Below are 14,399 nucleotides of genomic sequence, written 5' to 3' on the forward strand. Positions count from 1 at the left end.
AGCGGCAGGACGCAACAACCCGGCACGCTTTTTACAAAAAATGACACCAGAACTGTTGGAAACCATCGGGCAACCGGCGTTTTTGCTGGAACCTGATCAAGACGGTTTGCCGATCTATACCGGCGTGAATGAGGCTTGGGTAAATGGTGTGAAACGCCCACGCCACCTGACCGTCGGGGAAACTGCAAAGACAGTTTTTCCGGGACGGTTTGGGAAAGTCGCGTTTGAACACCATATCTCGTGTTTGCAACATGGCGTCCCCTAGGCCTACATCTTGACGCGGCCTTTGGGGTCCGCGTTGCGCAGCGCGCAGACCTATTTACGCACACTTCGTAATGCGCAAGGTCGGATCGTTCAAATCGTAGGTGTTTCACAGGACGTTACGGCCCAGACACCTTCCGACGAAGCACAAGCCAACACCGACACCCTCACACATGAACTGGACGACTTTGTGGCGTTGGCAGCCCATGATCTGCGGCCCCCAGATGCGCCATGTCACCATGCTTGCGGATATGTTGCGCGAAAACTTCGAAGACCTTGGAGATGGCAAGCTTGAACTGATCGCCAGTCTGGAACAGGTGGCCGGAAAAACGACCGAACTGATCACAGATTTATTGTCTCATGCACAAACGACGACAACTGTGCGGGCCCCCGAAACGTTTTCGCTCAATACCATTTGCCGAGATGTGTTTGTGATGCTTGACCCGTTCGACCACAACGATTTCCAATGCGATGAGACATGGATTTTAGCTGATCGGGCCACCCTGCTGATCGCGTTGCGCAACCTGATCGACAATGCGTTCAAACATTGTGGTCGCGACCACGTTCAGATGCGCATCCGCGCCAAGGCCAAAGACGATACGATCGAGATCATCGTGCAAGATAACGGAAAAGGGTTCAAAGACCCCGCGATGGCCTTCTTGGGCGGGTTCTTGGACGGGTTCTTGGACGGGGGCGGACTGCGTACTGACAGCGGATATGGCTTACTCGGGATCCGCCGCATGATAGAAGCGCGGGGCGCGGTTTTATTTCTGCACCCCATGCGTTGGACGGCGTCGGCAGTATGATCCGCTTCACCTTGCCCGGCGCCGGTGTTCCGAGCTTGCAAAACCCGAAAGTACCACAATCTGTACTGCTAGGGATGCGTCACTGAAACCGGACTACGACACCCGTTTTGGCGTTGCCGATTTCAAACGCCTGTACGACACGGCCCAGAACCGCAGCATCAAAAGCAACGCTGCAACCGCAAGCCCGACAACCAAGCCAGACCAAACGCCGACACCTTCGTATCCGAAAACAAAACCCAACAGATAAGAACACGGGATGCCCACCGCCCAATAGCTGAAGGCCGCAATCACCATCGGAACTGCCGTATCCTGAATGCCACGTAGCAACCCCAACGCAATCACCTGAATACCATCCATCATCTGGAATAGGGCAGCCATCGCCAACAGGCCAACGCCAATGGCCATGATTTCTGCGCGGGCAGGTTCGTTTTCTTGCATAAATGCATTGATAAACGGCATCGGCATGCCAACGAAAACCGCGATTGTCAGCAATGCAAACACCAGTGACATCACCGTCACCACATGCCCGCCACGCGCCATATGTTTCCAATCCCGGCGGCCAAAGGCATTGCTGGCGCGGATTGTGGCCACATTGCTTAAACCAAGGTGCATCATAAACGTCAGCGCGACCAGTTGCATGGCGATCCCATGCGCGGCCAAGGGGACGGTTCCCAACCACCCCATCATCAATGTAGATCCCGCGAACAGGCCCGTTTCACTCAGCGAGGTCAATCCGATCGGAAGGCCCAACTTAAAGACACGCCCAAGCATATCCCAATCAGCCCGCCACAAACGCACAAACATCTGGTGATGCGGAAACACCCAGACCGCGTAGATTATGATCCCGATCAACGCCACAATCTGGGTCACCACCGATGCAACAGCAGCCCCCACCACGCCCATTTCAGGCGCCCCCCAATTGCCAAAAATCAACGCCCAATTGACGATTGCATTGGCAAAGGCAGAGGCAATCGTGATCACCAATACCACATTCGTTCGTTCCAGCGCAGCAAGGTAGCTTTTGATGGTCATAACCAGCAAAGCTGGCACAATGCCAAAGCCCGCAATGCGCAAGTACCGCGCTGCGTCCTCGGCGACCCCGGGATCCTGCCCCAGCAAATCCAGCACCGGGCGCGACCAGAACATCAATGGCAAAACCAAAAGCGAATACGCAACAGACAACCACAAGCCCATGCGCGTGGTCCGGCGCAATGCGACCTCATCGCCTTCGGCCTCTTGGCTGGCAACCATCGGCATCACGGCCCAAGCGAATCCAGCACCAAACAAAAACAACGTAAAGAAAAAAGTGGATCCTAAAACACCGGCAGCCAAGGCGTCGACCGAATACCACCCCAACATAACCGTATCGGTAACACCAATTGCCATCTGCGCCAGATGCCCGCCAATTAAAGGCAAGCCCAAAACTGTTACGGCCTTGACGTGGCCGGGATATGTCATTGTCTTAGTGTGCATATGCACAGGGATATCTGCGCCAAGGGCAAAGTCCATCCCAAATCGCAGCGGTCAACACAAACACCACTTGGAGGGCACATGCCAAAGCTGACATTCTGGTACGAACTGGCATCAACATACTCTTACCTTTCGGCCATGCGCATCGAAACTCTGGCTGACGAGTTTGACGTGACAGTGACATGGCGCCCCTTTTTGCTGGGGCCGATTTTCGGGGCGCAAGGCTGGACAACATCACCATTCAACCTGTTTCCAGCCAAGGGCGCGAACATGTGGCGCGACATGGAACGACAGGCGATCAAAAATGGGTTGCCAGACATCAAGCACCCCGATCCGTTTCCACAAAACACCATGCTGGGGGCCCGCCTTGCCACTTTGGGGGCCAACGAACTTTGGGGCCCCGCCTTCACAAAAGCGATGTATTCTCGCCAGTTTGCCCAAGGCTTCAGCATTGCGACACCCGAAGATGTGACACCGGTTTTGCAAACATTGAACCTTGATGCCGAGGCTTTGATCACACAGGCGCAAACGGACCAGACCGTCAAAGACACGCTACGTGCAACAACGCAATCCGCACAAGAATTGGGCCTATATGGCTCCCCAAGCTTCACAACCGAAGACGGTGAACTGTTCTGGGGCAACGACCGATTGGAGGACGCTTTGGCATGGGCTAAAGCCCTTTAAATACCCCACGCTGTTCAAAAACGTCCCAGACATTGCGATCCACCCAGTAGCCCGTGTGCCCCTTGGGGCGCACGCGGGTGTTGGTGGCGGCGGTGCCATGGCCTTGCACTGTGGTGCCCACAAAGTCATCTGCACGGTAAATATTGTGCCAGTGCTTTAACCATTTTGGCCGCGGACCGTGGAACTGGTAATCTTCATAGAAATATTGCCCGTAGATGTGGCTAAGCGGCGATCCCATCGTGATCAACGTGGTCTGCGGCAAGTCCAGATGAGACATCGCTTGAAGACCGCGCCGCGCCACAACGGTGCCTTGCGAATGAGACACAACTGTGATGCGGGCCACCTCTGGGCCTTCTTGATCAAGCAATTTCTCAACCGTGTTGGTAAAACGACGTTCAATCCGGTCGCGGTAGACATACCGGCTGGGATTGCCGGGATCGGTCGGGTTCGCCCATTCGGAGCGCGTCACGTAGATAATCACATCCCGCGCCACGCCCAGAACCATGGCCACCACATTTGAAAAATTGACGATCAAAAGCCCCAAAAGCGCGACAACCGCGATTGCACCGTGCCCATAAGCCTTCAAGCCTGTGTCGACAATACAAGAGACACGCAGACCAAAGTGCACAAGCGTTTCACAGTCAAACGGGACCGATTGATGCCGCAAATGCTGAGACACAAAAGGCAAAACGAACTCTGCCACCGCATAAAAGACCCCGAAGGCCAATATCAAAATGCCCGAAAACAATCCCATATTCAGGCTCGGATTCAAAATCAGCCGCCCGTACCATCGGTCCTGCTGAGACGGGGCGTCCGGGTCCATCGCCAATACATGTTTAAACTGGCTACGGCGCACAACCACAATGACCGCCACAAACCCCAACACCAACATCGCCAATACCGAATAGACTAAAGTTTGCGTTAAATCCGCAAAATGCACATCCAAAAACCGGATCAATGCGGCCTTTTCCACAATGTTCTCGGATCGCGCTATCGACGTCGCCACCTGCTTGAACACCCACCAGAACCCCACGGAAAACGTCATCCACAGCAGCAGCATGGCCGCACAAATCGCAAGGTAGATGGACCGCTTCTGCCCGAAGTCCCGTAAAGCACCCCGAACAGATACGACAACAAGCGCGATCAAAAGCCCGACTGCAAACACCCAAACCGACTTCAGGAACAAAGTCACGCTGCTGACGTAGCAACTTAGCGCGGGCATATCCCCCAACAAACTGATCAACGGATCAGCGCATCCCGACCCCCCCGCAAAAAGGCCTTCGATCCAGTCAGGAGCCACCAGAAAAACCGTACCAAACAGGGCCGTAAACACAGCAAACCATCCAAAGGACCGCGCAAAACTACGGGCCAGAAAGCTTTCGGAATGGGCCGCAATCACGCGCCCCAGAATGGCCAACCCCACGCCCAATGAGGCCAGATAAGCAGGCCCACGCCACGGCGCGACATTCAGATCATACACCATAGGATCAACCGCCAAAGCTGCGGCACAAATGAACAAAAACAAGTTTATCGGCGCAATGACCGCATAAAACACCCAAACAAACCAAGGCACCATCCAACGCACAGCTGCGCCGCGCGGAATGCCATTGTTTTCCACATTTTCCAACGCGAGGTACCCCAAACCAAGGACAAGGCGCATCAAATCCAACAGCGTCGCCAGAACGCCCGACGGGGCACGCGACAGATCCGCCCAATGGGCTTCTGCAAACACCAGTTCGGTATCGTCGTTCTGTTGGATGCGGCGCATATGGCAGGGGTACAAATCAAGTTGCCCGTCATCTTCATGTTCTTTGTCTGCCAACATAACTGTTGTGTTGGTCACCGGACCATGCAGGTCCATCTGCTCACGCGCTGCTCCTGTTAGCGCATCCACTGTCGCACCAGGCACCTGTTCACCAATGCCATGCACGCTTAAAACCAAATGCTTGCGCACGGGGTCGCTCCAATCACTTTAATCAAATGCCACATCTCTAGCATAGATTGCGTGGCCCGCAGCAAAAATTGCAGCGGCTACCGACGCTGGGCCTACAGGCGCAAAACCTGTGATGTCCGTGTCGTGACCCTAGGAAACGCAAGGTCACTGCTTGAATTAAAACCGCCACATGTCACACTCAGACCTGTAACCTTGTGTTTTGTTGCTATTTGCCCCCTCGCACGCAACAGGGGCCTAACGGGCGCCCTGCCCCTGCATACCGGAGAAACAATTAATGAAAACTGCCATTTCACTTGCCGTCGGAACCTGCATGTCACTTGCCACCTTTACCGCCACAACCGCCAACGCCAACCCAATCGACGTAGTGCGCCCAGACGCACCGGAACTTGCCGCATATGGCGCACGTGTGATCGGCGTACAAACGCTTGAGTTTGTGAACCCGGGCCAAATCGACATTGTAAACACCACAGAAGACAACGCCCCGACCTACGACCGCGCCCTGACCGTAGAGGTATGGTATCCAGCCGCAGCAGGCACCGAAGCCGGTGGAAGCTACACCGCGATCCTGCGCGACGGGAAAACGGAAGTGCCACTGACGGGCCAAGCTGCCCGTGACGCGGCCCCGGCCAGCGGCGAAACCTATCCGCTGATCATCATTTCGCACGGCTACCCCGGAAACCGCTACCTGATGAGCCACCTTGGCGAAAACCTTGCGTCCAAAGGCTATGTGGTGGCCTCGATTGATCACGCAGACAGCACCTACTCCGATCAAGCGGCCTTCGGATCAACGCTTTTGAACCGTCCCCTGGACCAACGCTTTGTCATAGACCAGATGGAAGCATTGGACGGCCCATTGGGCGCCATCACCGACGCATCAACCACGGGTGTCATCGGTTATTCGATGGGCGGTTACGGCGCATTGATTTATGGCGGCGCAGGTGTAACACAAGCCTCAACGGAATATGTATGGGGCACGCCAAACGGGCTGCTGGAACGGCACCTTGCCGGTTCCGAGACCCACGAAGCATTGGTGGACGACCGCGTCAAAGCCATGATCGCCATCGGGCCATGGGGCAAAAATGCGGGCTTTTGGGATGCACAAGGCATGTCTGGTTTCCGCAAGCCGTTGTTGTTGGTTGCAGGGGGTGTTGATGACGTGTCGGTCTATGCTGCCATGCGCACAATTTTTGAGGAAGCGACAGGCACCGACCGCCATTTGCTGACATTCGAACACGCAAACCACAACGCAGCCGCCCCGATGCCCGCACCAGCCGCAGCCTATGCTCTGGCTGCCGAAGGCGACAGCGGACCGTATGAACACTATGCCGATGCCGTGTGGGACAACACGCGGATGAACAACATCACGCAACACTTTGCCACAGCCTTTATGGATATGCACATCAAAAGGGACACCGAAAAAGCGGCCTATTTCGATTTGGTGACCAAAGCAGGCGACGGAGTTGTGGCTGTTGATGATGCAGGAAAAGAAACGGCAGATCATAGCTATTGGAAAGGGTTTGCGCCGCGCACTGCGGCTGGCCTGACCTTTGAAAGCAAAGCAAAGGGCGAATAATATGAAAGGCACCAGCCATTTCGTGCAACTCAATGGGGAAGAATTCCATGTGCAAACATGGGGGCAAGCCCACCTGCCGAAATTGCTCATGCTGCATGGCTTTCCGGAATATTCGGGAGGCTACGCCGACCTCGCGCCCAAATTGGCAGGGATGTACCATTGTATTGTCCCGGACCAACGCGGGTACGGGCAAAGCTGGGCTCCGGCAGAGGTCGGGGCCTATACCACATCGAAATTGGTCGGGGACATGGTGGCGCTGATCGAAAGCGATGTGATCGGCCACGGCCCGATTGCGGTGATGGGGCACGACTGGGGGGCCGCTGTGGCCTATGGGTTGGCTATGTTCCGACCGGATCTGGTGCAACGGTTGATCATTGCAAATGGGGTGCACCCCGTTCCCTTTCAAACGGCGATGGCTGCCGGCGGCGCACAATCCGAAGCGTCCCAATACATCAATTTCCTGCGCTCTGACCAAGCCGAAGAGGTATTGGGGGCAGATGATTGCGCGAAACTTTTGTCTTTGTTTTCTGCAAATATGGATATGGGCTGGCTGCAAGGCGACACCCGGGCCGCATACCTGACGGAATGGCAACGACCCGGACGTTTACGCGGAATGATCAACTGGTACAAAGCCTCTCCATTAAAGGTCGCAAATCCCGGGCAACCTCTGGAAAACCTGCCTCAGTTGCCGCGTGAGAAACTGATGGTGCACTGCCCACATTTGCTGATCTGGGGCGAAAACGACACAGCACTGTTGCCAGAAACAACACAAGGGTTGGAAGAGTTTGCACCGCAATTGACGCGCACAATCATCGCAAATGCGGACCATTGGGTTTTGCATCAAAATCCCGAGGCCGTGGCTGATGCAATTTTGGATTGGGTGATTGGGCCTGAAACGTACATTCCCTGAACCCGATCTTCTTTTCGCTTAAAATATCCCGGGGGAGTCCGAATGGACGGGGGCAGCGCCCCCCGACGCTAGACACGCAACAAAGCTTGACGCAAGCCCAAAACACCTCCTGAATAGCGGCATTATTGCAAGACCTTTACAAAGGACCTCACAATGCACCGCTATAAAATTTCCGACGCCGTGAATTTGGCAGAAGCATCATATTCTGGCAAACGACACACAAGCCTGACGACAAAAATTAAACGCAGCTTGGACAAAGACGACGTACAAGCGCATCTGATGACCAATGGGATTTTACTTATTCCAGGGTCAAATTCCCTAATGGATTACCTGCGTTTCAATCTGCGGATCATGAACATTGGTGGCAAACGCTACCGGATGAGCGACGAAACAACGCAAAAAGGTGCCAGCGGAACAGTCTGGCACCAAGGGTTTCTGGCACATGCCAAAGTCATTTACGACTGGATCGAACACCATGACGAAAAGCCGATTTACATCATCGGTCATTCGCTTGGCGCAGCGGCCACGCAGATCCTGTCCAAAAGCTGGGCGGTGCCGGGCATCGGCTTTGCAGCGCCGCGCACCCGACGCAGCCGGGGACGGATCAAAAACGATGGCTTTTGTTTGTGCATCAACCGCAACGACGACACCGTGTGTGATCTGCCCACAAGCTTCAAGCATATGGGCAAAGTACACCGCTGCGCCCCCAAATCGTCAGTGTTCGGGCCAGATCACGCAATGAAACACTACCGCACAGCGGTTGCAGACCAACAGGGCGACAATACGCTGCCAGTTCAATGGCCCTAAACTGGCCATTTTCGGCAGTTGTTGGTGCCCGCTTCGTCCGGATTAATTGGTGGTACCTTTGCGGCTTGTCACATTCACAAACGCATTGAAAATTACAGTGCCGTCATAGTTCCCGATGTCCGTCAGGGGCTGATTTGGGTCTGTGGCGACGGCGCCCAATGCAGCCATCAGCGCGTTGTCACCGGACAGGCGGGCCATAGCATCCTGATGGGCCGGTAACGGTTTAAACTGGGTAAACTGCGGCGGCATCACAGTGTCCAACGTCAGATCGTGTTTGCGCAATACGCGCCGCAGTTCTTTTTCTGTAAACAGCCCCCCCACACCTTGGTGTTTGATACCGTTCAGTACTGTTGTGCGGGCCACCGACGCATCCAACGCCGCGCGTAGCCCCATCAGATCATCATCCATTTCGCCTGAAAACAGCCCCGCATGTGCCGCACCGATCGCACCCTCCGGACGCGGACCTGCGGCAAGGTCGGTGTGACCGGATTGCGCAAGAATTTCTTCAACCTCAAAGCGTCCGTTGTTGGCATTGGGATCATCAAGGATCATACGCAAAAGCATTCCGGCGCCGTAGGCTTCTTGTACATGGACCACACCGTCAGCGGCCAATACGCGCTTTAGTTCATGAAACAAGGCGTCGCGGTCCATGCGAAACAGTGTTTGGCCATCCAGCCAGACGCCGTCAAAACTGTCATCGGCAAATGGCAGTGGTTTTAATGGGTCCAGCTGTGTCGCTTTCGCTTCTATTCCGAAACGGGACACCACCGATGTCATGAAGTCGCCTTTGACACGGGAAAAGTCCGCCGCTTCAAAATGTGGATTAGCTTCAGCCAAAAACGGCGACACCAGCGCATTGCGCAATCCAATTTGCAAGACGCGACCAATTTGGAAAAACCTGTGTTTGCTGACCCGGCGCCGGTAAAACATAGTTTTGTCTTTGAAAAGGCGCACGGTTCTTCCGTTCGGTTTTAAAAACCGCATCTCACTCAAACCTTCACCGATCTCGTTCAGATCGCCGCGAAAAACGTCTTCTCGCAGTTTGCCTTCAATCGAGTGGTACAGCTTGCGTGTTTCGGTCTGCGCTTTACGCCGCCAATCGTAATTGTTCACAGCGCGTTTGTTCGATCGCACACAAATATCACAAAAGGGCACTGCGTCCGTGGTGCCCATTCCGCCACGCATGCGTTGCATAAATGGATGGTTCCACATCTGGTCTTCTTTGTGAAAGTCTTCCGTTGTGGGCCAATCAAATCGCGGCAGACGGATCGGAAAATCAGAACAAACCTTCGTTCGGTTGTCCCGCAACACGATATCCAAACGGTTCCATGGATATGTGCACCGCGGATCTTCGCCACGCGCAATCTGGCGGCCAAATTCTTTGGAAATTTCCCCTGAATGGCGGTACTTCAGATATTTTTCCTGATTTCGATCTTTGACCGTTGGCCGCGGCGTATCTTCGGCTTCAGAAGCGGCCGTATCTGTTGCAACTTCGGGCTGTTTTTCGTCTGAAGACATGCTGTACCCTCTTTCAAAATGCCGGAAGTGGCTGGGTCAACCGGATGTTGTGAATGCGGCATTCCGATTCAAATTCTTCAAATTTTTTCAACGCGTGCGCCTTGTCGTGGGACGCCACATCATCTTTGGTTAAGAGCTCTCGGCTTTTGATGGGTTCGGGTACTTTCAATTCAATGATACGACAGCCCGTAAATCCGATACTTTTCAACAAAGCCGGCAGTTCAGGCAATTCGTCCAAATTGTGTTTGTTCAGAACATAACCCGCCTGCAATTCGGGGTGTGCCCGACCTTGTCGCGCTTTTTCTTCCTGAATACGTTCAAGATTGCGCAAAATCCGGTCCCACTTTAACGGTGGCATCAGGAATTCGTATGTCTCTTTTCGTGCAGCGTTCAAGGAAATGATCATCAAATTCAAATTTGATACCAAAACCGGCAGCAGGCGGTCAGACACCAAAGACACATTGGTCGTCAAATGCATGTTGATGTGAGGCGCGTTGTCCCGAACAATTTCAAAAATCTCTTCGATTTCGGGATGAATCAAAGGTTCACTTAGCCCGGCGTTGGGGAAGAAAGAACGCACATACTTCAACCATTTGGCACGGCGCAGATCGTCTGCTTTGATCATGTTGGCCGTTGATCGTTCCGGCGCATATTGGCAAAATGCGCAGCGTGCGTTGCAGACATCGTTCAAGCCCACGTGCAGCTGGGTCGGGAAAGATTTCACCTTGGCAATGCCCAAGTAAGCTTCCCAAGCCACCAACCTGTTGTTGATCTTTATGTGCTCGGGCGACGGTGGCGCGTCTTCTTCCAGCGCCTGCTCCATAGCCGCAAGGCTTTCTTCGTAGGTCCCGGGCGGCACAGGTTTGTTACCGCGCTGCGCTTTGATGGCCTCTAGGTCGATCATACGTTTCTCTCAAAGTGCAAAATCAATCAGGCGCCAAAAAAGAACCGCCCCCTAAATCAACATAGGGCGGTTCTTTTTGCTTTTCCATCCTGAAAAAAGGGCTGTTCAGCATCCTAAGCGAAATGTCACTTGTGCCTTTTACGCCTCAGTCAGTGCCCGCCTAAAATACCAGTACGTACTTGATAGTTTACGGCGATTTCGTAGTCAGGATCATCATCACTGTCGATCATCAAATGCCCTGCTTTGGTCAACAACTGATGGCAATCGCGGCTCAGGTGGCGCAATTGAATGCGTTTACCGGCTGCCTCGTATTTACCTGCAACTGCTTCGATCGCTTGCAAGGCAGATTGGTCCACGACGCGACTGTCTGCAAAATCCACGATGATTTCTTTGGGGTCACCTGCAATGTCAAACATTTCAACAAATCCATCGGATGAACCAAAAAACAACGGTCCCTGGATCTGATACACTTTTGCACCTTCGGGCGTGGTGTATGATTTGGCGTGGATGCGGCGCGCATTGTTCCACGCGTAGGCCAAAGCACTCACAATCACACCGACAACAACAGCTACAGCCAAGTCTTTGTAAACAGTGACAACAGTAACCAGCAGGATAACAAATGCATCCGTCAAAGGGACTTTGCGCAAAATTGTCAAAGAATTCCAAGCAAAGGTGCCGATCACCACCATGAACATCACCCCGACCAAGGCCGCCAGCGGGATAAGTTCGATGACAGACGATCCCACCAGAATGAACAGCAACAAGAACACAGCCGCCGCAATGCCTGCAACACGCGTGCGGCCACCTGATTTCACGTTAATCATGGACTGGCCGATCATTGCACAGCCCCCCATACCGCCAAAAAAGCCTGTCACGGTGTTTGCAACACCTTGAGCAATACATTCTTGCGATGCACCACCACGCGAATTTGTCATGTCACCGACCAAATTGAGGGTCAAAAGCGATTCAATCAGTCCAATAGCCGCAAGGATCACAGCATAAGGCAGAATGATATACAGCGTCTCAAGCGTGAACGGCGCAAGCGCTGTCCCATAGAGCCCCAAGCCGTCCCCAAACGGATTGTGAAACGGCGGAAACGTACCTGAAATCCCGTCCGGTGTCAGGTCGCCAACACGTGGCACATCCATGCCTGTGAAAATAACAATAGCCGCGACAATGCCGATGCCGGCCAACGGGGCGGGGATTAGCTTTGTTATGCGTGGCATCACCCAAATGATGGCCATGGTGCACACAACCAAAGCCAACATCAGATACAAAGGCCCGCCAGACAACCATTCGCCGCCACCCATGCCGTGGCCCGTGTTTTCCATAGTTCCAGGCACTTTGAACTGCCCCAATTGCGCCAGGAAGATCACAATCGCCAAGCCATTGACGAACCCCAACATCACGGGATGGGGCACAAGCCGAATGAACTTGCCCCACTGCATGATCCCCGCGAAAATCTGCAAAAGCCCCATCAAAACGACAGTGGCAAACAGATATTCCACACCGTGCTGCGCGACCAAAGCCACCATAACAACAGCCAAGGCGCCAGTCGCTCCGGAAATCATGCCTGGCCTGCCACCAAACAAGGCCGTGATCAGCCCCACCAAAAAGGCCGCATAAAGCCCCACCAACGGATGCACACCCGCGACAAAAGCAAATGCCACAGCTTCGGGAACGAGTGCCAAAGCCACAGTTAGCCCCGACAGCAGCTCAATCCGCAGTCGACTGGGCGTAAACCCTTCCCCTGCGTTCCACCGCAAATCGGTGACGTCCATGTTCTTCGTAAATGCAGCCAAAGTCGCGCGCATGCCTAATCCTGTCAGTGCAAGGGGTTTTCCGTTGTTTTGCTGGCCCTAACGGGTTTTACAGCCCTTGTGAACCCTCACACACCGCGCAGCGATACCAAGCGCAGGTAAATACCCCATTTAGACAGGTGGTGTATTCCCAATCCGGTCGATTTTGATAGCATCGCGCAAAGTATTTCCAAGGAGCCATCTATGGCGCATATTCGCACCCTTTCCGCGCTGGAAGATCTTGGGTTAACCCCCGCTGAACAAGCGCTTTTGCAGGCCTGCGAAACCGGATCCGAATGTGCCTTGGAGGGCGGCAGCTTGCCGGACATAAATATGCCGCAGCACGCGCGGGAAATCCGGGCCGAAGTCTTGAGGTTTTTGATCATTGGCGGTTGCGATGCTTGCGCCTTTCATGAGGCAGGCGTGGTTCTGAAAGGCGCAGTAATCACCGGGGAACTGGATCTGAACTATTGCAAAGCGCCAGGTGCGATTGACATCCAGAACTCTGTTTTTGAACAAAAAATCAAAGCTGTAGGACTGCGGTCGGAACTGATCAATTTTGACGGGTCACATTTGAACGGCCTTGACGCGCAAGGGATGGCGATCACCGGAAGCGTGCTGATGCGCAGCACCCGCCACACCCGCAGCATTGAAATGAACGGTGCGACGGTCGGTGGGCAATTGTCTTTGCGCAAAGCCATCCTGAACGTCACATCCAAAAACGCCATCACTGGGCAAAACATCCACGTAGAGGGACACATGATCCTGCATGGCCTGCAAGCCAATGCAACACTGTATCTAATGAGTGGCGTCATCGGCGGTCAGATCAATTTTCGTGACAGCACTTTTGGGTCGGAGGAAGGCACTGCATTGCAGGGGCAAAGCCTGACGGTGCATGATATGATGATCTGGAAGAACGTCACGGTCACAGGTGGCGCGATCCAGTTTCTATCTGCCAAGTTTCAAAGCATTTCGACAGATTTCGAAAACTGGCCCGGTCAGGGTGACTTGAAAATTGACGGTATGGTTTACGATCGGATCAGCGCGTCAAAAACCGGCGCAGACGAATTTCTGGCGTGGTTGGCCAAAGGCAGCAAACACAAAGGCACTTTCCGCCCGCAGCCCTACACGCAATTGGCCAAGGTGCTGCACGACATGGGGCATGACACCACCGCCCGCAAGGTTCTGGAAAAACGCGAAGAACTGCTGCGTGAAGATGAACGTCGCAAGATGGGGGTTTGGGCCCCTTTGCACTATGTGTTTGCTGACAAAGCCTTGAAGCATTTGATCGGGTACGGTCATCGCCCCTTCAAAAGCCTTTGGGCGCTGGCCTTCCTGATCCTGGCTGCCATCGCCCCTGCCCACTTCGCATGGGATGAAGGCAGTATGACACCCAATTCGCCTGTGATCTTAAATTCACAAGGGTGGGCTGCGCACTTAGACGCCCACAACCCTGCTGACAGCTGGTCTGCCAAGGAAGCGGCCGGGCAGGATTGGGAAACATTCAACCGTTATGCCTATGGTTTCGATGTGGTTATTCCAATCATCAACTTCGGCCAAACTGACGCATGGGCCCCTTCGACAAACCGCGGATGGTGGGGCCAACAACTTTACTGGTTGCGGTGGGTTTTGGCCGTTGCAGGGTGGATCGTGTCCGCTTTGGGGGCCGCAGCCATCACAGGGTTGATCCGCCGCGACTAATACGCTTTTCAA

General features: G+C 54.0%; 12 protein-coding genes. 7 read left to right on the forward strand and 5 right to left on the reverse strand.

The window, feature by feature from the left end; genetic code table 11:
- Positions 1-40: 40 nt before the first annotated feature.
- Positions 41-265, forward strand: a complete 225-nt coding sequence (locus ABJL60_RS11125) for a hypothetical protein (protein ID WP_348375417.1) — start codon at positions 41-43, stop codon at positions 263-265.
- A 169-nt stretch (positions 266-434) separates the two neighbouring features.
- Positions 435-1,067 (forward strand): ATP-binding protein, encoded by a 633-nt coding sequence (locus ABJL60_RS11130; RefSeq protein WP_348375419.1) that lies wholly within the window; start codon positions 435-437, stop codon positions 1,065-1,067.
- Positions 1,068-1,160: 93 nt separating this feature from the next.
- Here the strand turns inward: ABJL60_RS11130 and ABJL60_RS11135 are convergent, their stop codons facing one another.
- On the reverse strand, positions 1,161-2,525 hold the full coding sequence (locus tag ABJL60_RS11135) for an MATE family efflux transporter (protein ID WP_348289405.1): 1,365 nt from the start codon (positions 2,523-2,525) through the stop codon (positions 1,161-1,163).
- 93 nt (positions 2,526-2,618) lie between these two features.
- Here ABJL60_RS11135 and ABJL60_RS11140 point away from each other — a divergent pair, with 93 nt between their 5' ends.
- Positions 2,619-3,221 (forward strand): 2-hydroxychromene-2-carboxylate isomerase, encoded by a 603-nt coding sequence (locus tag ABJL60_RS11140; protein ID WP_348375421.1) that lies wholly within the window; start codon positions 2,619-2,621, stop codon positions 3,219-3,221.
- Here ABJL60_RS11140 and ABJL60_RS11145 read toward each other — a convergent pair.
- Complete coding sequence (locus tag ABJL60_RS11145) at positions 3,208-5,175, reverse strand: hypothetical protein (protein ID WP_348375423.1); 1,968 nt, start codon at positions 5,173-5,175, stop codon at positions 3,208-3,210. The genes ABJL60_RS11140 and ABJL60_RS11145 overlap by 14 nt on opposite strands.
- A gap of 310 nt (positions 5,176-5,485) precedes the next feature.
- Here ABJL60_RS11145 and ABJL60_RS11150 point away from each other — a divergent pair, with 310 nt between their 5' ends.
- The 3 genes from ABJL60_RS11150 (at position 5,486) to ABJL60_RS11160 (ending at position 8,465) form a co-directional block, all read left to right on the forward strand.
- Positions 5,486-6,748: an alpha/beta fold hydrolase gene (locus tag ABJL60_RS11150; RefSeq protein WP_348375425.1), complete on the forward strand. Its 1,263-nt coding sequence runs from the start codon at positions 5,486-5,488 to the stop codon at positions 6,746-6,748.
- 1 nt (position 6,749) lies between these two features.
- Entirely contained in the window at positions 6,750-7,658 is a 909-nt protein-coding gene (locus ABJL60_RS11155) for an alpha/beta hydrolase (RefSeq protein ID WP_348375427.1), read from the forward strand.
- A gap of 153 nt (positions 7,659-7,811) precedes the next feature.
- Positions 7,812-8,465, forward strand: coding sequence for a hypothetical protein (locus tag ABJL60_RS11160; protein WP_108827772.1), 654 nt, complete (start codon positions 7,812-7,814; stop codon positions 8,463-8,465).
- A gap of 42 nt (positions 8,466-8,507) precedes the next feature.
- On the opposite strand, the gene ABJL60_RS11165 is transcribed toward ABJL60_RS11160, so the two are convergent.
- From ABJL60_RS11165 to ABJL60_RS11175, 3 genes are all read right to left on the reverse strand, one after another.
- The gene (locus ABJL60_RS11165; RefSeq protein WP_348375429.1) at positions 8,508-9,983 is read right to left on the reverse strand and encodes a methyltransferase domain-containing protein; all 1,476 of its coding nucleotides are present in this window, start codon (positions 9,981-9,983) and stop codon (positions 8,508-8,510) included.
- A gap of 13 nt (positions 9,984-9,996) precedes the next feature.
- On the reverse strand, positions 9,997-10,887 hold the full coding sequence (locus ABJL60_RS11170; RefSeq protein WP_108827770.1) for a radical SAM protein: 891 nt from the start codon (positions 10,885-10,887) through the stop codon (positions 9,997-9,999).
- A gap of 149 nt (positions 10,888-11,036) precedes the next feature.
- Positions 11,037-12,701 (reverse strand): SulP family inorganic anion transporter, encoded by a 1,665-nt coding sequence (locus ABJL60_RS11175; RefSeq protein ID WP_348289418.1) that lies wholly within the window; start codon positions 12,699-12,701, stop codon positions 11,037-11,039.
- Between the two features lie 189 nt (positions 12,702-12,890).
- Here ABJL60_RS11175 and ABJL60_RS11180 point away from each other — a divergent pair, with 189 nt between their 5' ends.
- Positions 12,891-14,387 carry a hypothetical protein gene (locus tag ABJL60_RS11180; RefSeq protein ID WP_348375431.1) on the forward strand — a complete coding sequence of 499 codons (1,497 nt, stop codon included), beginning with the start codon at positions 12,891-12,893 and terminating at the stop codon, positions 14,385-14,387.
- The last annotated feature ends 12 nt before the right edge of the window (positions 14,388-14,399 follow it).

The organism is Ascidiaceihabitans sp., from assembly GCF_039986515.1.
Lineage (GTDB): Bacteria > Pseudomonadota > Alphaproteobacteria > Rhodobacterales > Rhodobacteraceae > Ascidiaceihabitans.